The organism is Tepidibacillus decaturensis, assembly GCF_001561915.1.
GTDB lineage: Bacteria > Bacillota > Bacilli > Tepidibacillales > Tepidibacillaceae > Tepidibacillus_B > Tepidibacillus_B infernus.
In genome coordinates, this window is sequence record NZ_LSKU01000001.1 from 46,078 (window position 1) to 67,309 (window position 21,232).

A 21,232-nucleotide genomic window follows, 5' to 3' on the forward strand; every position below is an offset into this window, starting at 1 on the left:
TTATAATGAGAAGGATATTTACTGTACGTTTTGGAGGTCACAGAATGAATCAACGGTTGCAACTTAATCCACCACAAATCCTTGTATTAGGTTTTTTAAGCACGATCCTAATCGGAAGTCTACTATTGTATCTGCCGTTTACCCATGAACCAGGCATTGAACTTAATTACATTGAAGCTTTATTTACCGCCACATCGGCAGTAACTGTGACTGGACTGAATGTCATTGATCCAGGGACAACCTTTAATCTGTTTGGTGAACTCATTATTATGCTTTTAATTCAAGTAGGCGGATTAGGTTTTATGTCTTTTGCGATTACGATCTTTGTCTTGTTAGGGAAAAAAATTGGTTTAAAACAAAGACTATTGATGCAAGAGGGTAGTAATCAGATTCACATGGCAGGTATTGTAAATCTTGCTCTACATCTTCTTCGCATTACATTGCTTTTAGAACTCATAGGTTCTATTTTTCTAACTTATAGTTGGCATGAACGACTAGGATGGGCAAAAGCAGCCTACTATGGTGCTTTTCATGCTGTATCTGCTTTTAATAATGCAGGATTTAGTCTGTTTGCTATAGGTTTAGTTGAGGATGTCAACCATCCCATTGTCAATCTAGTAGTCGCTACTCTGATTATTTTAGGAGGATTAGGTTTTGTTGTACTTTTAGAAGTATGGAATAAAAAATTCCATTTTCGAAAGCTCTCTTTACATAGTAAGGTTACGTTAACGGTCAGTTTATTTTTAATCTTATTAGGTACTTTGCTGATATTCCTATTAGAATTTGGGAATCCTAATTCCTTAGCTCAACTGCCTTTTGGGACAAAAGTGATGGCTTCTTTTTTCCAATCTGTAGTAACAAGAACAGCCGGCTTTAACACCTTAGATATTGGCTCTTTACGGCAAGCTACTTTATTTATTATGACCTTATTTATGTTTATTGGTGCTGCACCTGGTTCTACAGGTGGTGGAATTAAAATTACCACAATAACGATTCTTTTAAGTACGGCAAAATCTCTACTACTCGGGAAACAAGATGTGATCCTTTTTGAAAGAAGGTTACCGATCGATCATATTTTTCGTGCTTTGACGATTATTATTTTGGCCCTTGGTATCGTGATTGTGATGACATTAATCTTAGATATCACAGAACATGGAGTACCTTTTCTAACGATCCTATTTGAAGTGGTATCTGCATTTGGTACAGTTGGCTTAAGTATGGGACTTACCCCTAATTTAACAACAATTGGCCGTTTTATCATTATGTTAACGATGTTTATAGGGAAATTAGGGCCATTAACGATTGGATATGCGTTAGCAAAAAGAAGTGGAAAAGAATATTTCAAATATCCTGAGGAAAAGATGATGATTGGATAAAATGATGATATAATTCTTTTAATCGTGTAAATATTTAAAGCCTAAGGGGGGGTGTTCATATTGAGTATTTCAACACAAGAAGTTCAACATGTAGCCAATCTTGCCAGATTATCATTAACCGAAAAAGAAGTAGATATATATACAGAACATTTAAACTCTATTTTGGAATTTGCCCAAAAGTTAAATGAACTAGATACAGAACATGTGAAACCTACAAGTCATGCATTAGATCTTAGCAATGTGTTAAGAGAAGATGAAAAAAGAGATTCAATTCCTAGAGAGGTCGCTTTAAAGAATGCTCCAGACCACAGAAATGGACAATTTAAGGTACCTGCTGTGATGGAAGGATAAGAAAAGGAGGGGGCAGTTTGTCTTTATTTGATTTATCGATGACAGAAATACATACTCGTTTAAAAAATAGAGATTTGACTTCTACAGATTTAGTAGAGGAGTCTTTTAAAAGAATTAAAGAGGTAGAAAAAGAGGTACAAGCCTTTTTACTAATTGATGAAGAAAGTGCTAGAAATAAGGCAAAGCAAATCGATGAAGAGATTAAACAATCAGAAGAGCTTGGAATCCTAGCTGGATTACCCGCTGGGGTCAAAGACAATATTGTCACTGAAGGGGTTACAACCACTTGTGCAAGTAAAATTTTGGCCAATTACCAGCCAATCTATAGCGCAACCGTATATAAGAAAATATTAGCAGAGCAATCGATCATGGTGGGCAAAACCAATATGGATGAATTTGCAATGGGCTCTTCTACAGAACATTCGGCGTTTCATCCCACATATAATCCTTGGCAGTTAGACCATGTTCCTGGTGGTTCAAGTGGAGGGTCAGCAGCCGCAGTCGCAGCAGGAGAAGTCTATTATGCACTTGGCTCTGATACCGGTGGCTCAATTCGCCAACCTGCGTCCTTCACCGGAACAGTAGGTTTGAAGCCTACTTATGGTTTGGTTTCCCGATTTGGTCTTGTTGCTTTTGCTTCCTCTTTGGATCAGATCGGACCAATCACTAAGAATGTAGAAGATGCAGCCTATGTCTTACAAGCGATTGCAGGTTACGATCCATATGATTCCACATCTGCCAATGTACAGATTCCCAATTATCTTTCAGCTTTAACAGGGGAGATCAAGGGATTAAAAATTGGTGTACCTAAGGAATATATGGGTGAAGGAATCGAACCAAAAGTAAAGGAAAAGATCCTAGCTGCTCTGAAAGTATTTGAAGGCTTAGGTGCTACATGGGAAGAGGTTACTTTACCCCATACTGAATATGCTGTGGCCACTTATTATATTTTAGCACCATCTGAAGCCTCATCCAATTTAGCACGTTATGATGGTGTTCGTTATGGCGTTCGAGCTGATTCAGCAGAGAATCTAATCGAGATGTATAAGAAAACCCGCAGTGAAGGCTTTGGCTCTGAGGTAAAACGGCGAATCATGTTAGGGACCTATGCTTTAAGTTCAGGTTATTATGATGCTTACTACCTTAAAGCCCAAAAAGCAAGAACCTTAATCAAGCAGGATTTTGAAAATGTTTTTGAAAAGTATGACCTGATTCTTGGGCCAACTGTGCCAACAACAGCATTTAAAATTGGTGAAAAAATAAGCGATCCGTTAACCATGTATATCAATGATGTATTAACCGTTCCCGTCAATTTGGCTGGATTACCTGCCATTAGTATTCCTGCCGGTTTGGTAGATGGATTGCCAGTTGGCTTGCAGCTTATTGGCAAGCATTTTGATGAATCGACCATATTAAAAGCGGCTTATGCTTTTGAACAATATACAGAACACCATAAATTAAAGGCACCAGTGAGAAGGGGGTAGGAAAATGGGATATGAAACAGTGATTGGCTTAGAGGTTCATGCTGAGTTATCGACAGAATCTAAAATTTTTTGTGGCTGCTCGACTGAATTTGGCGCACCACCGAATACCCATACCTGCCCGATCTGTTTGGGCCATCCAGGAGTGTTGCCTATCTTAAATAAACAAGCAGTAGAGTTTGCCATCAAAGCCGCATTGGCATTAAATTGTGAAATATCTAGAGAAACAAAATTTGATCGTAAGAATTACTTTTATCCTGATTTACCAAAGGCTTATCAGATCTCACAATATGATAAACCGATTGGACGTAATGGTTGGATTGAAATCGAGGTGAATGGAGAAAAGAAGAAGATTCGAATCAATCGTCTCCATTTAGAAGAAGATGCCGGAAAATTAACTCATGCAGAAAATGGGGAAGGAACCCTAGTCGATTATAATCGTGTAGGGGTACCATTGATCGAGATTGTATCAGAAGCAGATCTTCGTTCCCCTGAAGAAGCAAGAGCTTATTTGGAAAAATTAAAAAGCATTATTCAATATACAGGCGTCTCTGATGTAAAAATGGAAGAAGGCTCGTTACGCTGTGATGCCAATATCAGCTTACGGCCTGTTGGACAAGAAGAATTTGGCACCAAGACAGAACTAAAAAATATGAACTCCTTCCGCGGGGTACAACGAGCCCTTGAATATGAAGAAAAAAGACAAGCTGAAGTGTTAGATGCAGGGGGCAAAATCATTCAAGAAACGCTTCGCTGGAATGAAGAGCAAGGCGTCACCATTACGATGAGGAGCAAAGAAGAGGCCCATGATTATCGCTATTTCCCTGATCCAGATTTGGTAGATACGATCATTGATGAGGAATGGATCGAGAGGATCAAAAGCGAAATACCTGAGCTTCCTGATGCAAGAAAAGAAAGGTATATCAATCAGTATGGGTTACCTGCTTATGATGCAGAAATCCTCACTTCTTCTAAGGCTTTAGCTAACTTCTTTGAGGAAACCTTGAATTATACGCAGGATGCAAAAGCTGTATCCAACTGGATCATGGGAGAAGTTTTAGGATATCTAAATGCGCAAAGCTTAGAGATTCAAGCAAGTAAGCTTACTTCTAAAGGCTTAGGTGATATGGTTCAGCTGATCGAAAAGGGTACGATAAGTAATAAAATTGCGAAAACCGTTATAAGGGAAATGTTAGAGACAGGTAAAGCCCCAGAAACGATTGTCAAAGAAAAAGGCCTGATTCAAATTAGCGATGAGGGTGAAATTGCTAAAATCGTTGAACAAGTATTGGCTAATAATACTCAATCAGTAGAAGATTACCGAAATGGGAAAGAAAAAGCATTAGGCTTCTTAGTTGGGCAAGTGATGAAGGAAAGCCGAGGAAAAGCTAATCCAGCTCTTGTCAACAAGTTGATCTTGGAAAAATTAAATGAACAGAGTTAAACTGAAGATATAATGGAGGAACCATCAAGGGACCTCCATTTTTATAAGGGGAAAGAGTAAAATGGAGAAAGCTGTATGGGTCATTGCCCACGGATCAAGAAATAAACATTGGGTTGAATTGGTGGATCACGAAATAAGGAAGGTAAAATCTGACTATCCGATTGTGACTTCCTTTTTAGAAAAAGTAGAAGGTCGTTTAATTAATGATGGGATTAACCAACTTCAAGAGTTGAGAGCAAAGGAAGTCTTTGTCATCCCAATGTTTGTTTCATCAGGTAGTACACATATCGAAGAAACTAAAAGCATATTATTTAATCATAGTAACCGCTTACACTTTCATTTTGGATCATGCATGGATGACCACTTCTATGTGGTTCAGCACATGATTAACCAAGCGATGCAGTTATCTGTAAATCCAGAGGAAGAAGCGCTCCTATTGATTGCCCATGGTAGTGATGAGTCTATCTTTCATGAAAGATGGGAAAGGATCTTAACTAGTTTAGTAAAACAACTTAAAGAACAAACTGACTATGCCCTAGTTCATTATGCTACCTTTCTTCCTCATACCATTGAAAAACAACTTAACCAGCTAAATGGCTTAACAACCATTGTGGTTCCGATGTTTCTAAGTAAAGGATTGTTTACAGATCAGAAGATTCCTAAGGCGATTGAAGGATATCCTGTAAAATATAAGGGTGAAGCCTATCTACCTAGTAGTTGGATAGCAAAATGGATAGAAAGTTTAATCGAGACTTTCCAAAGTGTGTAAAAACGTGTATAGTAAAATAATGGAAGTAATAGATACTATATTCAAAGGATTAGGTGATTCTGTTGAAACGAGCTCGTTTCATTTATAACCCTACTTCTGGAAGGGAAGAAGTCAAGAAGCGATTACCAGAAATATTAGATATCTTAGAAAGCTATGGATTAGAAACCTCGTGTCATCGGACTAAAGGATATGGCGATGCGACAAGAGCGGCAAAAGAAGCGGCAGAAAGAGGATTCGATGTGGTGATTGCTGCAGGTGGCGATGGCACTTTATATGAAGTGATCAATGGGCTAAGTATGTTGGAAAAGCGTCCGCAAATGGGAATTATTCCTGCAGGCACAACCAATGATTTTGCTAGGGCGTTGGGAATTCCTAAGGACTATAGAAAAGCAGCAAAAATTATCGGTCAGCAAAATAGCATGGCTATTGATATTGGGCGATATAATGACAATTACTTTATTAATATTGCTGGTGGCGGAACGTTAACCGAATTAACCTATGAGGTACCGAGTAAATTAAAAACAGTTTTGGGACAACTCGCTTATTATGTTCATGGAATAGAAAAGCTTCCTTTTTTAAAGCCAATTCATGTCACGCTAGAGACAGATGAAAGGGTTATTAGAGAAGAAGTGATGTTATTTTTAATTGCAAACAGTAACTCGGTAGGAGGATTTGAAAAATTGGCACCAACCGCAGATCTAAGCGATGGCTTATTTGACGTCATTGCCATAAAGAAAACAAATCTTCCTGATTTCGTTCGTTTGGCTTCCCTTGCTTTAAAGGGAGAACATTTACATGATGAAAATATTATTCATTTTAAAACCAGTCATTTAAAAGTGTATTCTTATGGACCAGACCCAGTTTTGATAAATTTGGACGGGGAACTAGGGGGTAAACTTCCTGGAGAATTTGAGATACTATCAAAGCATATTGAAGTGTTTATTCCCTAGAGGATTTATAACGAAGAAGGGGTTACATCTATGGCAACCATGCAATTACCAGTGAAAATAAACCAAACGATTGAAATGGAGTTTACAGGATTAGGTCATAATGGCGAAGGAGTAGGTAAATACCAAGGATATACTCTGTTTGTCTCTGGCGCTCTTCCAGGAGAAATTGCAAAAGTAAAAATAACCAAGACCAATAAAAACTATGGATTTGCCCGTTTACTTCAAGTGATTAAGCCTAGTCCAGATCGTGTGAAACCAACCTGTTCCATTTACGAACAATGTGGGGGCTGCCAATTACAGCACCTTTCTTATAAAGGACAATTGGATCAAAAAAGAAAGATCGTTCAAGATAACCTCGAAAGAATCGGAAAAATAGAGGACGTGACCATTCATCCTACATTAGGTATGGAGAATCCATGGAATTATCGCAATAAATCACAGGTGCCTTTTGCTGAACGGGAAGGTGGCCTTGTTGCAGGATTTTTCGCTAAGGGTACCCATGAAGTGATCGATATGAAGAAGTGCGTAATTCAACAGGAAGCCAATGATCGAATGGTACAAGATGTACGCAGGATTGCAGAAGAATTAGGCATTTCTGCCTACAATGAAGTGACACATACAGGGATTTTGCGCCATGTGGTGTCAAGGGTTGGAGCAAATACAGGTGAACTGATGCTGATCCTAGTAACGAGCAGAAAGGACTTCCCCAAAAAGGAGCAATTAGTAGAAAAAATTTTGGAGGAAATTCCAGAGTTAACTAGCCTTGTTCAAAATATAAATGAAGAACGAACCAATGTGATTTTAGGACTAAAATCAATTACATTATGGGGAAGAAATGTGATTTACGACACCATAGGTGATATCAAATTTGCAATCTCCCCTCGTTCCTTTTATCAGGTAAACCCAGAGCAAACCAAAGTATTATACGATAAAGCGCTTGAATATGCAGAATTAACCGGTGAAGAAATAGTCATAGACGCATATTGTGGCATTGGAACAATTTCCTTATTCGTAGCACAACGAGCCAAACATGTTTATGGAGTAGAAATCATTCCTGAAGCCATTAAGGATGCGAAAAGAAATGCTGAAATAAATGAAATTGAGAATGTCACCTTTGAAGTAGGAGCAGCAGAAAAAGTCATTCCTAAGTGGGTGGAACAGGGGATCAAAGCTGATGTTGTTGTGGTAGATCCACCCCGAAAAGGCTGTGATGAAGCATTATTGCAAACGATTATCGAGCTTAAACCTAAACGGATGGTCTATGTATCTTGTAATCCTAGCACCTTGGCAAGGGATTTAAGAGTGTTAGAAGATGGAGGATTTAAGACGGTTGAGGTCCAGCCGGTTGATATGTTCCCGCAGACGAGCCATGTTGAAACCGTTTGTTTATTAACCAGTAATAGCAAGGGTTCAAGGGGTTTGGACAAATAAAAAAGGGCGGTTTTTCCACCCTATTGCCACCCTATTTTGATTGTGGGTGGAAAAGTCTTTCAAATATATCTACTGTATCCTTTGACATTTTTTCAGTTGCATGGGAATAAGTATCCATTGTTGTTGCTAACCTGGAATGTCCAAGTCTTTTCTGAACATCTTTCATGTTAGCACCTAATTCAATCAACAAAGTAGCGTGTGTATGCCTTAAAGCATGGAAATTGAATTGTATCATTAATTCATAGTTTATGACCCTGCTGCAATATCTGATTGATTCAGGTGTAACCAGTTCACCATTTTCTTTTGTGCAAACAAATTGAATTGAATCATCAGTGGTTTTATTTTCTTTTGTTCCATCAACTGAATAAATCCTGTCATTTTTATCAACATAATAAAAGTTGAAGTATTGACCATATTTCAAACGGTTCTCTATTTGCCATTTCTTATGTTTCTTTAATATTTCAAGTAAAGTGTTTCCAATTGGAATTTTGCGAATAGATGAAAGGGTCTTGGGAGTTCCAAAATACCATTGTTTATGTTCCTTCTTGACCAAGATTCTTTTTACTTCAATAAGCTTATTTTCAAAGTCAATATCATCCCAAGACAAGGCACAACATTCACCAACCCTTGTTCCAGTATGGTAAGCAATTTGTAATGGGATATAGAATGGATTGCCTTTAGGAAATCGTTCAATTATCCTTTTGAATTCATCCTGGGATATAATCTTTCTGTCAGTTTCATATTTCTTATTTTCGTTCTTTGGCAACTTCACATATTGCATTGGGTTATCCTTGATGAACTTGTAAGGGAAAACCGCTGCTTTAAATGAACCTGAAAGAACTGAAATAATATTTACTAAATGATTCTTTGAATAACCCATATTTGATTTTTCATTAACAAATTGTTGAAGAACAGCAGGTGTAATTGATTTTATTTTAAATGCTCCAAGTGAAGGTTTGATGTGATTCTTGATAATTCGTGAATAACCTTCAATAGTGTTGTATTTACAGTTCATTTCAACATAGTTTTTCAACCAATAATCCATGTAATCAGCAACAGATATTTCACTTGGTTCAAAGTGTAACCCTGCATTCTCATATTCTTGAAGTGCTTTTCTTAAAGCAGCTTCTGCTTCTTTTTTTGTTCTTCCACCTTTTCTTTCGATTTTCTTTCTTTTTCCATCAACCTTACCTAAATCAAAATAGTAATACCAGTTGTTTCCACGTTTTCTTACTCCACCAGTCATAATCATCAATCCTTTCTAAAATGGGCATAAGTAATACACCCTTTATAACTCCAAAGGATTCATGATATAATACAGTTATCAGTGGTACTATTCCAGGTCCTTTGGATTTGTAAGGTATCTATGTGAAAACAGTCCTTGTGTTGCAGCACAGGGGCTGTTTTATTTTTATTCATTTGGTTTACGATACTTTTCTTGTTCAACTAAATCAGATACATAATCTAAAGCTTTGCTTTGTCCTACTTCATTTAATGATGTAAAATCCTCTAATAGATTTTTAGCTTGTTCACCAAAACATGATTTTACATTTTCAATTAACTTCACTTCTTTTGATACTTCTTCATTTGAATTGAATCTTTTATCAAATTCATCCCAACCCATTAATTCAGATAACTTCACATCAAGAACGTCTGCTATTTGTTGAAGAACATCAGTTGGAACTTGTACTAAACCTTTTTCATATTTTCTAATTGAACTTTCAGTTTTACCGATTTTGTCAGCTAATTCTTGTTGGGTTAGCTTCTTGTTTTTTCTTGCTTTTTTAATATTACCTCCAATTTTGGACAAATCCATATTTTAACTCCTTTCAAATATTAACTTAATGATACCATAACGACAATTAAAATCAAGTTTTATATAAAAAATTTAATAAAACCACTTTACAACGACAATTTAGTTGACTATAATGAATTTATAAACCGACAATTAAATTGTCGTTACAGGAGGTGTTATTATTGAAAATCGACAAAAATAAGTTTGATTTAGCAATGGCGAGAAATTGTTTTACTTCTGAAAAGCTTTCTAATTTAACAGGCATTTCAAAAGTGACAATCATTAGGGTGAAGAATGGCTCACAAAACCCAAGACCAATGACAGTTGGAAAGATTGCAAAAGCACTGAACGTGAAGGTTGAAGATTTAATTGAAGGGGGGAATAAACTATGAGTGAAAATGATGTTCTTTATACCGTCAATGAAGTTTCAAAGTTAATAAAGACAAATCCTGCATACGTTTATGAACTTATTAAAGCAGGGTTGCTTCCAGTTTTGAAACTTCCAAACTACAAAATTAGAAGGTCTGCTTTGTTGGAATTCTTGGAAAAGTATGAAGGCATGGATTTAACCAAACCACAACAAATAAAACAACTCTACCCCGATAAATCTAGTTAATCCCATGAATAAGGTAAAAAGGATGGTGCATAGAATGGATGAATTTACAAATACGTCTGAATTGGTCATGTATATCCTGACCAATGATGAACAATCCAGGAACAGTGACAATTACTTGTTTTATTTAGTGGGGAAGAAGATTCTTGGAAGCAAAGGAATTGATATTGACAAGATTGGATTCAAAAAGTTGTTCCTATCATTAAAGGAATATGGACTTCCCCAGTTTGAAACAGTGGGAAGAATCAGAAGGAAACTACAACATGAATTTCCCCAATTATCAGGGTGTGAAAGTGTCAGTATGCAAAGATTACTAAATGAAGAATCATTTAATGATTTTTCAAAATAAGGAAAGAGAAAGGAAGATGATATGAAATCATATGAAGAATTTGAAAAAGAATTCAAAGATACTGAACCCAAATTGAATGAAGTTGAACAGGCAAGAAAAGAACGTATTGTGAAGATACTCAATCAAAAGGTAAGTGAATTAAACACTTACAAGCCTACTGAAACAATTAAAAAGAATTTGGCAGCATTTATTGATTGGCATATGGAAGAAATTCAAATCATTGAAAATCTGATTTACGAAGGTTTAGTTGATGGAAAAGCAACAAATGAAGTCTATCAAAAATATGTTAGTCGTTGTGAAGCAGGTGGGCTTCCCGACTTCATGAATCAAATTGCTTTTTCACAGTTTCTTATTAAATACTTTGGTTTCAAAATCATTAATAAGAAAATCAAAGGGAAGAAATATAGAATCTTCATAATTAAAGAACAAGAAAGGGAAGAAAAGGTTGATACGAATGGCAAAAGTAACTGGTGGAACTCTTAATATGGTTCAATGTGACTGTCACCTTGAACCGAACTTGAACCGCTTAAATTACAGTCATATCAAGGGTTATCAGATAAAAGGTTCAAGGTTCAAGGTACATTTCATTTCTTATATATTAAATAAAAAAATATATAAGAAATATATAAATACCCTAAAAATAAATAATATATAGGTTCTAACCTTGAACCTTGAACCGCAACGCTTGAAAGCCTTGATACATAAGGGTTTATAACGGTTCATGGTAAGGTTCAAGGTTCATGGTAAATCAGTTAAATTTAGAAAGGTGGAAATGTAAATGAAAAATTTTGAAATGACATTAGATGAAATCATTGAATCTATCAATCCATTAAATATTGTCGGTTTAGACCTTGTTCCTGATAAGAAGGAAGGAGTGCCATTACTAATTGTGACGGAAGAAGTAGAAGGTGAATTGCAGTTTTACCGTTTACCTGCCACAAAGACAGATGAAATTATTGCAATAAATACGCTGTTAAGGTCATTTGATTTAGGCATTACCATTGAATTTATGAATTATCGACAATACACATCATTATTGGAAACAGTGATGCATCTGTTGAATATTAATAAAGCTATGGAAAAGGTCAAACCTGCATCTAGTGTTCATGTGTCCGAAGTATATTCAGTATTGATGGATGAATTATCTTTCAAATATAAAGCATCAGGTATACAAGATTACATGGATAATTTGGAAGGGTATATTTCAGAAGCAATTGATTTGGTACTAAGCATGAGAAAAGCCACTGCATAATTAAATTACACAATGGCTTCACGTGATACTATTGAATTCGCACTTTGATTTTATCATGTGAAGCCAATCTAAATCAAGATTGGATGTGATTATCATAGACCATGTATTGAATTCTATTAGAGCACATTATGAAGTAACCCTGGATTGGTTTATTGAAGAACATAGAACAGGTAAATATAAAAAGCTTTCTGATAATCCGCATTATGGGGAAATCAAAGCCATGATTGATGCTATGAATTGCATCAGGAAGTATCTTGGATGGGAGCGAATCACATTGAAGCAGGAACTTGAATTCTATTTGTAAGGGGGGAATTGATATTGCCAAAATCCGTATCATTTGCAGAAATTAAGCCAATTATTGGTGAAGAAGCTGCATTAAGATTAATTGATAAATACGCTGATTCACAAGTGTATATTCCAAATAAAATGCCTGAATTCCCCAATCCTGAAACTAGGAATGAATACATTAGAAATCTATCGTATTCAGGTAAATCAATTCAAGAGTTAGCGGAACAGTTTGATTTGTCTAAAGGATATATCTATAAAATACTAGCAGGTAAAAATTGACCCACATTAAATATGGGTCAATTTTTTGAAAGTTAATATTCAATATATAGTATTATTTTTTATCATTTTTCCGAAAAACATCTAAATGTTGTGGTTTTTTATGACAAGCTATGTTTTTGGAAGGTATAATTTGAGTATGGGAAAATAATGAAATTTATCTTACGCTTTTGGAATATGCGTTCCCTTTGCTGACTTTCAAAGGGAACAAAATCATTTTCAAACGAATTACTAGGTAAAACTAGAGATTTTAGAGACCCTAATAAGCATCCCGACATTTCCGACACCCTAAAAAAGAAGTATCAAGACATTCAAGACACCCTAAAAAAGAAGTTGCATCAAATATGGGGATAGCACGTTCCACATTAAATGAGTGGAAGAAAAAGTATCCTGACATTTCTTACACCCTAAAAAAAGGGGAAAGATAAATATAGTCAGATTTGTCAGTCCCTAAAAAAGGCAAGGAACGGACTGACAAATGAGCAGATTGCTTCAAATATCGGAATAACACGAAAGACATTGCAAGAATGGATTTCAAAGTATAGTGACATAAGTGACACCCTAAAAAAGGGGAAAGAAGTTGTTGACAAATGTTGACTTTAGAAAATAAATAAGTTGGTTGCATTTTAAATGTTAGCAAATGTTAAGGTTCAAAATTACTAAGAAACCCTAAGGCAACCCTAAGGCAAAAATATTAAAAACGAAAGGAAAGATGAAAAAATGACAGAACAAGAATTCATAACTAATATCAGAACCGCTATTAAAGCTAGTGTGGATGATACTGAACTTCAAAAGAAAAGGCAGTTAGAACAGCAACAGAAAACCTTACAAGAAAGCGTTCAACAGCTTCAAGCTGAATTGAATACTTTAATTAAAAATCATGATTATGAAAATGCAATGACCAAAGAATCAGAATTAAAAGATGCTCAAAAACAATTGAAAATGGTCAATGATGTGTTGAATACCTATGGTGATGACGTTAATTTATATGCAATTGATTATGATGCATTAGATGATATTCAAAGGCAAGTGAATAGTCACTATAAAGCACAACTAAAAGCAAAGTGTGAAGAACTGAAAGCATTACTGGTTCAAGCAGATAGTATTAAATCAGACATTATGAAAATTAATGGTGCTGCAAATCAATTAATACATGCCATCCTAGCTGCTAAAAAAGACAACACTACACCAAGGACAGCTTTAAATTGGGATTTTATGACCAAAGACACAGAAGAAGCAAAGGCATTAAACAAGCTTCATGAGTTCACCAAGCGTTTTTAATATAGGTGGGGATATTTCTATGTATCAATTCATCATTGAACAACTGGACAAGGTACTAAAGCTTCACCAGGAAAAGAAAAAAGCATTGTTGGTTGTATCGAATACTAAAACAAAAAGGGTTGGATTGTATCAGTTAAAATTAACCGCTGCTGAAAAATCCAAAATGATTCATAAGGTCAATAATAACTATGATTCAAAGATTGCAGTAATTTACAACAACATGAATAAAAAACTGAAAGAAGCAGGTTATAAGGAATTAATAAATCCATTTGAAGCAAATACGAAAGGGGAAATTAACGGTGAAAATTGGGTTAAGAAAAGCCATTGAAGATTTAATTGCAGCTTATCAAGGGAGTAGAGAAGTTGCCATTGAGAGTATGCGGGAAGTTATTGATGAATGGAAAGACAAGGTGAATATTTATCAAGCTGACCATATTCATAAGCAAATTAAGGATGGTCTTGAATCGGTTGTTAGTAATGTGACCAAAGTAAACACAACCTTGAATCAAAAACTGAATGCACTGGTTCAAGGTACTAAAGAAAAGGTCATGCCATTATATGTGACTGAATTTGAAAAACCTGCTGACTATGAAACACAAATTAGTAATGCACTAAGGTATTTGGATATTGAAGGTGAAGATATTACGGATGATAGTGCCTATCCTATTCTAAAAAAATTCATAGATGACCATGACCAAATGAAATTGTTCAAGAACATCATTAAAAAGCGTGTTAAAGCTAATGGTGGACAAATGGAAGATGCCAATGGAAAAAGCACCTTCCCTAAAACATTTGGAAAGCTTAATGAAATCGAAATGATACTGGATATATTTAATGAAATGGAATCTATTGCAGAAAAACTATTTATGCATGACAAAGAAAATGGTGAAACATTTATTATCAATGGTTATAAATATTCATTACCAATAGAATCATATGAAGAAATAGCAAGTGAAGAAGGTATTGTTGCATTGGCTAAAAAACTTGAAGATGAACTTAAAAAAATTGATGGTGTGGAACAAGTAGCAAACCAAACTGCTTAATAGCTTGAATCAAAAGGGGAACAAGGTGAAATTAATCCTTGTTCCCTTAACTGCTAGATTAGGGGATTGATGCAATGATTGAACAAAGTTTAATAGAAATGGTCAGTGCCAAAATAGGGGATGCATTGATAAAAGAACTGAAAAAACATAGATTGTTGAAATTAGAACCATCAGCAATTGAACTGGTAAAAGCTGATATTGAACAATTTAACTATTTAATTGAACAATTAAGTAATAATTCTTTGTATGAACATATGAAAACAGATGCTATTCATCTTATTAAAGAAATTCAACAAGCATTGAACAAAGTTCAAAACCAATTAAATGAAAAAGAATTTGCTATTTTTTATAGTTGTTTATTCAATAAGAAACCCAAGCGAACAGTAGCTTTTGAATTTGATATAGACGTTGGAACAGTATATAGAATCATCAACAAAGGATTGGAAAAGATGGCGATATGGATTTACCCACATGTATTTCTGAATGAACTAATGAATTAGGCGGTGAGGGAATGACCAATGAAGAATTAGTGGAACTTATACAATCAGGTGTTAATGTAACAGAAAACTTGGGCATCCTCTACCAACAAAATCAAGGGATTTTAATGAAGTGGGCATATCCATATTCAAAGCAAGTGGATATAGAAGATTTAATGCAAGAAGCATATTTTGGATTAAAGGAAGCTGCAGAAAACCATAATGCTGCATTGAATTTTAAGTTTTTGACTTATGCACATTGGCGAGTGCTTCAAAAAATTGTTCGTTATGTTCACTCAAACCAACATTCAAAACGGATTCCTGAATACTTACTTCAAAGGATATCTAACTACCATAAATTAAAAAAAGCTTTTCTTGAAGATTATGGTAGAGAACCAACAAAAGATGAGTACATGGAACACTTACAAATCAGCAAGAAGGTATTTAGAGAATTGGAAAGGTACATTTCAGAAATTGATTATATTAATTTGGATGCACCAATCTTGGAAGGTAAGACGTTATCAGAAGTAGTTTCTGATAATTATGATTTAGAAAAAGATGTAACTGAAAGACTGACACAGAATCAATTATCAAGTGATGTATGGAAAGCAGTAGACGAACTGGATGAACTAAAAAGGGATATTATCATTCAAAAGTATAAAAACAACTGCACATTGACTGAAATTGCTTTAAATAAGCAAATATCAGCTACAAGGGTGGAACAGATTGAAAAGAAAGCATTACATCTATTATCAAAGAAACAATGGCTTCAGTATTTGGCAATAGAAAGATTTGGTTATGACAGTAGGATAAGTTACAAATATGGAGTTCAGAAATTTAAAGATAGAAGAACGTCATCAACTGAATTTATTGCAATGAAAAATATCCAAATTCAAGAAGAAATATCGAAGGTAGATAATTTATTGAACAATATAGCAAATCTTTAAAAAGGTAGGTGAAAACCATGAATAAAAATATTGAAGTGATTAATGAAAACCTATTGGCGGTTAATTTTGAACATATTAATGCAGGATTAATTAAGGAAATCACATTTGACAGTGAAAATTGTTCTGACTATGCCAGTCTAACAAAGGATGGAAAGATTCTCTTAAACAAAAATGATTCAATGTATCAAAAAAATCTTACTCTTATTCAAGAAATCATGCAATTAACAGATGAACAGCTAAATAGTGAAAAAGGTTTGTATGAAGTCATGCGAAAGATTTTTAAACCATTTCAGAAATTATCGAATGAAGAGATAGACAAGTTCATTAAAGAAAACGGTTTTGAAAAAGCAATTCACTTTTATTACAGCTTTTTTCAGTTAGAAAAGCAAAGAAGAATTTATCAAAACAATAGTGACAAACATCAAAAATCATCCTTTAACCTGAAAAGATTGTTTAATCGAAAGGTAGGTGAAGTTAAAAATGGCTAGTATAAGAACACAAATTGAAATATATGATGCTATGTCAGCACCATTACAGCATATTACCAATGCAATCCAATCAACAGTTAGTGCTTTTGATGATATGGATGCAGCTTTAAACAATTCCTTTGATTCTTCAAGTTTTAATACTGCAAGGATGGAAATTGATGCTGCTAATGTTGAACTTGACCAAATGGTTCAAAACATTAGGGAAAATGAAGAAGCACAAGAACGATTGAATAATGATATACGAAATGGAACATCAGCAATAGATTCACTACAAGATAAAGTTATAGGATTGGTTGCAACATATGCAACTTTGGCTTCAATAGTAAAAACAATTAATCTATCAGATGAACTTACCCAAACAACCGCAAGATTGAACATGATGAATGATGGACTTCAAAGCACAGAAGAACTTCAAAATATGATTTATGCTGCTGCTGAAAGGTCAAGGGGTTCATATTTAGCAACAGCAGATGTAGTTGCTAAATTAGGACAAAGGGCAGGTGATGCTTTTAGTTCTAATGCAGAAACCATTGCATTTGCGGAAAACTTGAATAAAATGTTTGTCATTGCAGGTGCTTCTCAAGAAGAAATGAATTCAGCAAGTTTGCAATTGACCCAAGCTTTAGGTTCAGGGGTCTTACGTGGTGAAGAATTGAATGCAGTATTTGAAGCTGCACCAAACGTCATTCAAACAATTGCTGATTATTTAGATGTTCCGATAGGTCAAATTAGAGAAATGGCATCAGAAGGACAGATAACAGCAGATATTGTTAAAAATGCAATGCTTTCAGCTACAAGTGAAATTAATGAACAATTTGAACAAATGCCAATGACGTTTGGTCAAATTGCAACGAGTATTCAAAATCAAGCATTAATGGCATTTCAACCACTATTAACGAGAATGAATGAGATTGCAAATAGTGATAGGTTTCAGGGAATGGTGGACAATGTGACAAATTCACTACTTACCTTGTCAGGTGTAGCAATGGGTACATTGGATTTAATGATTGGAATTGGTTCATTCTTGTATGATAATTGGTCCATTATTGAACCTGTTATCTATGGTGTTGGAACAGCACTTGGAGTATATGCAGGATATTTAGCGATAACCAATACACTAGGCTTAATCAGTACAGCAATCCAAACTGCACAAGCTATTGCAATGGCTGTTAAAACTGGTGCAACGATTGCAGAAACAGCAGCTACAAATAATTTAACAGTAGCACAGTGGGCATTAAACAGTGCATTACTTGCTTCACCTATTACCTGGATCATCATTGGAATTATAGCAGTTGTCACAGTGCTATATATGGCAATTGCAGCAATAAATAAATTTGCAGGTACTTCTATTAGTGCAACAGGAATTGTGTTTGGTGTATTTTCTACATTAGGTGCATTCCTATGGAATTTATTTTTGGGATTGTTTGACCTTATTCTTGGTGTTATTAACGGTTTAATTAATCCATTCATTAGGATTGCTAATTTCATTGGAAACGTGTTTCAAAATCCAGTTTCATCTGTCATTTACTTATTCCAAAGTATGGCTGATGGTGTTCTTGCGGTACTTGAAAAAATTGCTTCTGCTATGGACTTCGTATTCGGTTCAAACATGGCAGATACGGTTGCAGGATGGCGGTCAGGTTTAAAAGGTATGGCAGATGCAGTAGTTGCAGAATATGCACCAAATGAAAACTATCAAAATGTCATTGATGAACTTGATTTGAGTGCTGAAAGTCTTGGCTTGAAAAGGTGGGAATATGGTGATGCATGGAATGCAGGTTATTCATTAGGTGAAGGTATTGAAGATAAAGTTTCAAGTTTTAATCCATCTGATTTATTTAATGTGGGTGATATTCCTGACCCAAATGATTATGCAATGTCTAGTGATATAGGTGCAGTACCAGGGAACATTGCAGATACTGCTGAAAATACTGGTGCAATTAAAGATTCAGTGGATATTTCATCAGAGGATTTAAAATATATGCGTGATTTGGCTGAACAAGATGCAGTAAATAGATATACAACCAATGAAATTAGAGTTGAAATGGTAAACCATAACAATATCAATTCAGAAATGGATTTAGATGGTATAATAGATTACCTTGGTGAAGGTGTTCATGAAGCTATGGAAAAATCATCAAGTGGAGTGCATATTTAATGCGTGATGCAGGTTATTTAGTCAACCTTATTAAAAGAATTGCACTAGGTGCAGTAGCAACAACTTATCCAACTGCAATACAATTTGGAAAAGTCACCAGTGTTTCCCCTCTTAAAATAAATGTAGAACAGAAAATGACGTTATCTAAAGAGCATCTTATTCTGACAAGGAATGTGAAAGACTATAAATCCAAAGTCACAGTGAACTGGTCAACAGAATCAACAGATAACCATACACATCAAATTCAAGGTGTTAAGGAAATAACATTTCATAATGCATTGGAAATAGGTGACAATGTTTTAATGCTTAGAATGCAAGGTGATCAGAAATTTATTGTATGGCATAAGCTTTAATTTTGACAGACCTTTGAACTTAATGTTCAGGGGTCTGTTTTCTTTGTCCATCTGCTATCCCAATATAAAATTTATTTAAGCAGTGTTTGCTGCTAATAAAAAAAATGGGAGGTTCACAAGATGAACAAAAGATGGAGAAACCGTTTCTTATTTTTAATGTTGGTAGTGTGCTTATTAGGGATTGTGCAGTTTGTTCAGGTATATGCAAATGCAGAAAAGCCAATTGCAATTGTATCAAATTTGTCTGATTTACAAATGGCTATTGAAAAAGCCGAAGATGGTGATGTTATTGCAATTGATGCAGGTATGAATATTTTAGAAGATGCCATAATTGGTGATTCTAATAAAACGATAACATTAAGAAGAAATTCCAACACCAGTCTGATTTATGTGAAGAGTGGATATAATATTCTGTTTAGAAATTTAGTATTTGATGGTGTTGGAATTTCTTCCCAATATCCTTTTATAGACATTAGCAATAATGTTACTTTTGATAATGTAGTTTTTAAAAATTTTGCATCAAGTTCAAATGGCGGTGTAATAAGTGCTGCAAGTGGTGAAATTTATTTTAGTAATTGCACCTTTGAAAATAATAAGGCATTAAATGGTGGTCACGTAGCAATAAGTGGTGATGCAATTTTATCTTTCGATAGTTGCAGTTTCATAGATGGAAATGCAACAGAAAATGGTGGTGCTATTTACAATGGTGTAAGCAGTTCTACTGTTAATATTACCAAAAGCACAATCACACAAAATGAAGCAGGTAATGTGGGCGGTGGTGTTTATAACCATGGTGCAATGACTATTTCCGAAACAAAACTATACGGCAATATTGCATCCATTGGTGGTTCTGAAATTGCTAATGTAGGTTGGATGGGGTTTGATGATTCAGATGCAGCATTGCAAGAATTATATGGCAATGATGAAAGAATAAACCCTATTGGTTGGTTTGCAGATTATTCTGATGGGGAACCATACACAAGATACTTACAACTTGAATATGAATTATTACCAACAGAAGTAATTCTTGCCCCTTCATCCTTAGGAACAGCAGGTGATAGTAAGATTATAGGATTGGAAGCAGGAAAGCATTATACAGTTACACTGGATGATACCATTCATTATGTGAAAGGTGATGGTTCATTGACAACGAATGAATCAGAAGGTGATGCACTGGAAGGAACAGAAATCATTGGACTGACAAACGGATTGACCTATTTGGTTGAAGAATATACACCAATTGTAGAAGAACCGACAGATGAAACACCAGTTGATGAAGAACCCCCAGCTGATGAACAGCCAAATGACAAGGAAGAACCAAATGACACTGAACAAGATGTATCATCTGATGACCAAAACCAGGATGAAAATGCTTCTGACTCGCAAAATGGTAAGATTCTCAGTGAGCAGGAACATTCATCTTCTTTAAATGCTGATATTTCAGATATAAACCCAAATTCGACAGTCAATAATTATTTCTATTCTGATAATGGTTCAAGCTACACACGAGAAAATAGCACACAGCTTCCTTATAGTGGTGCTTTACCTTCAAATAATGGACAACCATCCATCAATATTGAACCTGGTAATCCTATTGAATTTGAAGTGAATGATGAAGGTGTTTCAATCAATATCAATGTGAATGTAGGTGCTGATGATAGTGATGATTCAGAAGCAATTGAACAACCTTATATTCAAGAACTTGTTGCATCAGAAAGAATTGAACCTATTCAGGAAGAAAGCAGCGGTATGCCCTGGATGGAAGTCATTAAGATAGGCTTATTATTAGGCATACTTGGAATTATACTTAAAAAGGCATAAAAATAAAAAGAACATGGTAACCGCTAATTACCATGTTCTTTTTATATGAATCAGGTCTTGATACTGAAACATTTGCGAATGATGAAGAAGTAGTTGATTGGATTGCAATTCAGTTTCCAAAGATGTTGAAAGCATTTCAAGAATTGGATTGCTTATAGAACAAAATAAAAACCACGACAATTAGCGGTTGTCGTGGTTTTTATTCTTTACTATCTTTTACCTAAAGCAAAGTATCATTAAGTATTATTATAATACAGATTTTTAGTATTATCAATCTTTGGGTAAAAGGT

Annotated in this window: 25 protein-coding genes; 23 read left to right on the forward strand and 2 right to left on the reverse strand. The window is 34.9% G+C overall.

Going from position 1 to position 21,232, the window contains the following annotated elements; all coding sequences use genetic code 11:
- Positions 1-44 precede the first annotated feature (44 nt).
- From U473_RS00200 to rlmD, 7 genes are all read left to right on the forward strand, one after another.
- Entirely contained in the window at positions 45-1,376 is a 1,332-nt protein-coding gene (locus U473_RS00200; protein WP_082732279.1) for a TrkH family potassium uptake protein, read from the forward strand.
- A gap of 57 nt (positions 1,377-1,433) precedes the next feature.
- The gene (gene gatC / locus U473_RS00205) at positions 1,434-1,727 is read left to right on the forward strand and encodes an Asp-tRNA(Asn)/Glu-tRNA(Gln) amidotransferase subunit GatC (protein ID WP_068727302.1); all 294 of its coding nucleotides are present in this window, start codon (positions 1,434-1,436) and stop codon (positions 1,725-1,727) included.
- Positions 1,728-1,744: 17 nt separating this feature from the next.
- Positions 1,745-3,211 carry an Asp-tRNA(Asn)/Glu-tRNA(Gln) amidotransferase subunit GatA gene (gene gatA / locus U473_RS00210; protein WP_068722290.1) on the forward strand — a complete coding sequence of 489 codons (1,467 nt, stop codon included), beginning with the start codon at positions 1,745-1,747 and terminating at the stop codon, positions 3,209-3,211.
- A 4-nt stretch (positions 3,212-3,215) separates the two neighbouring features.
- On the forward strand, positions 3,216-4,652 hold the full coding sequence (gene gatB / locus U473_RS00215) for an Asp-tRNA(Asn)/Glu-tRNA(Gln) amidotransferase subunit GatB (RefSeq protein ID WP_068722292.1): 1,437 nt from the start codon (positions 3,216-3,218) through the stop codon (positions 4,650-4,652).
- Positions 4,653-4,713: 61 nt separating this feature from the next.
- Positions 4,714-5,421 (forward strand): sirohydrochlorin chelatase, encoded by a 708-nt coding sequence (locus U473_RS00220; RefSeq protein ID WP_068722294.1) that lies wholly within the window; start codon positions 4,714-4,716, stop codon positions 5,419-5,421.
- A 62-nt stretch (positions 5,422-5,483) separates the two neighbouring features.
- Positions 5,484-6,371 carry a diacylglycerol kinase gene (locus U473_RS00225; protein WP_068722298.1) on the forward strand — a complete coding sequence of 296 codons (888 nt, stop codon included), beginning with the start codon at positions 5,484-5,486 and terminating at the stop codon, positions 6,369-6,371.
- A gap of 30 nt (positions 6,372-6,401) precedes the next feature.
- On the forward strand, positions 6,402-7,802 hold the full coding sequence (gene rlmD / locus U473_RS00230; protein ID WP_068722300.1) for a 23S rRNA (uracil(1939)-C(5))-methyltransferase RlmD: 1,401 nt from the start codon (positions 6,402-6,404) through the stop codon (positions 7,800-7,802).
- 31 nt (positions 7,803-7,833) lie between these two features.
- On the opposite strand, the gene U473_RS00235 is transcribed toward rlmD, so the two are convergent.
- Together U473_RS00235 and U473_RS00240 are read right to left on the reverse strand one after the other, a co-directional pair.
- On the reverse strand, positions 7,834-9,048 hold the full coding sequence (locus U473_RS00235) for a tyrosine-type recombinase/integrase (protein WP_068722302.1): 1,215 nt from the start codon (positions 9,046-9,048) through the stop codon (positions 7,834-7,836).
- Between the two features lie 165 nt (positions 9,049-9,213).
- Positions 9,214-9,618 (reverse strand): helix-turn-helix domain-containing protein, encoded by a 405-nt coding sequence (locus tag U473_RS00240; protein WP_068722304.1) that lies wholly within the window; start codon positions 9,616-9,618, stop codon positions 9,214-9,216.
- Between the two features lie 161 nt (positions 9,619-9,779).
- Here U473_RS00240 and U473_RS00245 point away from each other — a divergent pair, with 161 nt between their 5' ends.
- The 16 genes from U473_RS00245 (at position 9,780) to U473_RS00320 (ending at position 20,942) form a co-directional block, all read left to right on the forward strand.
- Positions 9,780-9,989, forward strand: a complete 210-nt coding sequence (locus tag U473_RS00245; RefSeq protein ID WP_068722306.1) for a helix-turn-helix domain-containing protein — start codon at positions 9,780-9,782, stop codon at positions 9,987-9,989.
- Positions 9,986-10,213: a helix-turn-helix domain-containing protein gene (locus U473_RS00250; RefSeq protein WP_068722308.1), complete on the forward strand. Its 228-nt coding sequence runs from the start codon at positions 9,986-9,988 to the stop codon at positions 10,211-10,213. The genes U473_RS00245 and U473_RS00250 overlap by 4 nt, the downstream gene beginning before the upstream one ends.
- 34 nt (positions 10,214-10,247) lie before the next feature.
- Complete coding sequence (locus tag U473_RS00255; RefSeq protein WP_068722310.1) at positions 10,248-10,559, forward strand: hypothetical protein; 312 nt, start codon at positions 10,248-10,250, stop codon at positions 10,557-10,559.
- A gap of 21 nt (positions 10,560-10,580) precedes the next feature.
- Positions 10,581-11,042, forward strand: coding sequence for a hypothetical protein (locus U473_RS00260; RefSeq protein WP_068722312.1), 462 nt, complete (start codon positions 10,581-10,583; stop codon positions 11,040-11,042).
- 295 nt (positions 11,043-11,337) lie between these two features.
- Positions 11,338-11,811, forward strand: coding sequence for a hypothetical protein (locus U473_RS00265; protein ID WP_068722314.1), 474 nt, complete (start codon positions 11,338-11,340; stop codon positions 11,809-11,811).
- A gap of 318 nt (positions 11,812-12,129) precedes the next feature.
- Positions 12,130-12,378: a Mor transcription activator family protein gene (locus U473_RS00275; protein WP_068722318.1), complete on the forward strand. Its 249-nt coding sequence runs from the start codon at positions 12,130-12,132 to the stop codon at positions 12,376-12,378.
- Between the two features lie 435 nt (positions 12,379-12,813).
- Complete coding sequence (locus U473_RS14430) at positions 12,814-12,972, forward strand: helix-turn-helix domain-containing protein (protein WP_153012058.1); 159 nt, start codon at positions 12,814-12,816, stop codon at positions 12,970-12,972.
- A gap of 123 nt (positions 12,973-13,095) precedes the next feature.
- Positions 13,096-13,656: a hypothetical protein gene (locus tag U473_RS00280; protein ID WP_068722320.1), complete on the forward strand. Its 561-nt coding sequence runs from the start codon at positions 13,096-13,098 to the stop codon at positions 13,654-13,656.
- A gap of 19 nt (positions 13,657-13,675) precedes the next feature.
- Positions 13,676-13,984 (forward strand): hypothetical protein, encoded by a 309-nt coding sequence (locus U473_RS00285; RefSeq protein WP_068722322.1) that lies wholly within the window; start codon positions 13,676-13,678, stop codon positions 13,982-13,984.
- The gene (locus tag U473_RS00290) at positions 13,956-14,699 is read left to right on the forward strand and encodes a hypothetical protein (protein ID WP_068722324.1); all 744 of its coding nucleotides are present in this window, start codon (positions 13,956-13,958) and stop codon (positions 14,697-14,699) included. Before U473_RS00285 ends, U473_RS00290 begins: the two co-directional genes overlap by 29 nt.
- A 74-nt stretch (positions 14,700-14,773) precedes the next feature.
- Positions 14,774-15,199, forward strand: a complete 426-nt coding sequence (locus tag U473_RS00295; protein ID WP_068722326.1) for a hypothetical protein — start codon at positions 14,774-14,776, stop codon at positions 15,197-15,199.
- 11 nt (positions 15,200-15,210) lie between these two features.
- On the forward strand, positions 15,211-16,122 hold the full coding sequence (locus tag U473_RS00300; protein ID WP_068722328.1) for a sigma-70 family RNA polymerase sigma factor: 912 nt from the start codon (positions 15,211-15,213) through the stop codon (positions 16,120-16,122).
- Between the two features lie 17 nt (positions 16,123-16,139).
- Positions 16,140-16,610 (forward strand): hypothetical protein, encoded by a 471-nt coding sequence (locus U473_RS00305; RefSeq protein WP_068722330.1) that lies wholly within the window; start codon positions 16,140-16,142, stop codon positions 16,608-16,610.
- A complete protein-coding gene (locus U473_RS00310) occupies positions 16,603-18,768 on the forward strand; it encodes a tape measure protein (protein ID WP_068722332.1) in 2,166 nt (721 codons plus the stop codon). The genes U473_RS00305 and U473_RS00310 overlap by 8 nt, the downstream gene beginning before the upstream one ends.
- Entirely contained in the window at positions 18,768-19,121 is a 354-nt protein-coding gene (locus U473_RS00315; RefSeq protein ID WP_068722334.1) for a DUF2577 domain-containing protein, read from the forward strand. Before U473_RS00310 ends, U473_RS00315 begins: the two co-directional genes overlap by 1 nt.
- Positions 19,122-19,241: 120 nt before the next feature.
- The gene (locus U473_RS00320) at positions 19,242-20,942 is read left to right on the forward strand and encodes a hypothetical protein (protein WP_068722336.1); all 1,701 of its coding nucleotides are present in this window, start codon (positions 19,242-19,244) and stop codon (positions 20,940-20,942) included.
- The last annotated feature ends 290 nt before the right edge of the window (positions 20,943-21,232 follow it).

What these genes read in the sequence shown, in the direction of transcription:
- U473_RS00200 (WP_082732279.1), top strand. Translation starts at nt 45, where the DNA reads ATGAATCAACGGTTGCAACTTAATCCACCACAAATCCTTGTATTAGGT.
- gatB (WP_068722292.1), top strand. Translation starts at nt 3,216, where the DNA reads ATGGGATATGAAACAGTGATTGGCTTAGAGGTTCATGCTGAGTTATCG.
- U473_RS00220 (WP_068722294.1), top strand. Translation starts at nt 4,714, where the DNA reads ATGGAGAAAGCTGTATGGGTCATTGCCCACGGATCAAGAAATAAACAT.
- rlmD (WP_068722300.1), top strand. Translation starts at nt 6,402, where the DNA reads ATGGCAACCATGCAATTACCAGTGAAAATAAACCAAACGATTGAAATG.
- U473_RS00235 (WP_068722302.1), bottom strand. Translation starts at nt 9,048, where the DNA reads ATGACTGGTGGAGTAAGAAAACGTGGAAACAACTGGTATTACTATTTT.
- U473_RS00240 (WP_068722304.1), bottom strand. Translation starts at nt 9,618, where the DNA reads ATGGATTTGTCCAAAATTGGAGGTAATATTAAAAAAGCAAGAAAAAAC.
- U473_RS00250 (WP_068722308.1), top strand. Translation starts at nt 9,986, where the DNA reads ATGAGTGAAAATGATGTTCTTTATACCGTCAATGAAGTTTCAAAGTTA.
- U473_RS00255 (WP_068722310.1), top strand. Translation starts at nt 10,248, where the DNA reads ATGGATGAATTTACAAATACGTCTGAATTGGTCATGTATATCCTGACC.
- U473_RS00260 (WP_068722312.1), top strand. Translation starts at nt 10,581, where the DNA reads ATGAAATCATATGAAGAATTTGAAAAAGAATTCAAAGATACTGAACCC.
- U473_RS00265 (WP_068722314.1), top strand. Translation starts at nt 11,338, where the DNA reads ATGAAAAATTTTGAAATGACATTAGATGAAATCATTGAATCTATCAAT.
- U473_RS00280 (WP_068722320.1), top strand. Translation starts at nt 13,096, where the DNA reads ATGACAGAACAAGAATTCATAACTAATATCAGAACCGCTATTAAAGCT.
- U473_RS00285 (WP_068722322.1), top strand. Translation starts at nt 13,676, where the DNA reads ATGTATCAATTCATCATTGAACAACTGGACAAGGTACTAAAGCTTCAC.
- U473_RS00295 (WP_068722326.1), top strand. Translation starts at nt 14,774, where the DNA reads ATGATTGAACAAAGTTTAATAGAAATGGTCAGTGCCAAAATAGGGGAT.
- U473_RS00300 (WP_068722328.1), top strand. Translation starts at nt 15,211, where the DNA reads ATGACCAATGAAGAATTAGTGGAACTTATACAATCAGGTGTTAATGTA.
- U473_RS00305 (WP_068722330.1), top strand. Translation starts at nt 16,140, where the DNA reads ATGAATAAAAATATTGAAGTGATTAATGAAAACCTATTGGCGGTTAAT.
- U473_RS00310 (WP_068722332.1), top strand. Translation starts at nt 16,603, where the DNA reads ATGGCTAGTATAAGAACACAAATTGAAATATATGATGCTATGTCAGCA.
- U473_RS00315 (WP_068722334.1), top strand. Translation starts at nt 18,768, where the DNA reads ATGCGTGATGCAGGTTATTTAGTCAACCTTATTAAAAGAATTGCACTA.
- U473_RS00320 (WP_068722336.1), top strand. Translation starts at nt 19,242, where the DNA reads ATGAACAAAAGATGGAGAAACCGTTTCTTATTTTTAATGTTGGTAGTG.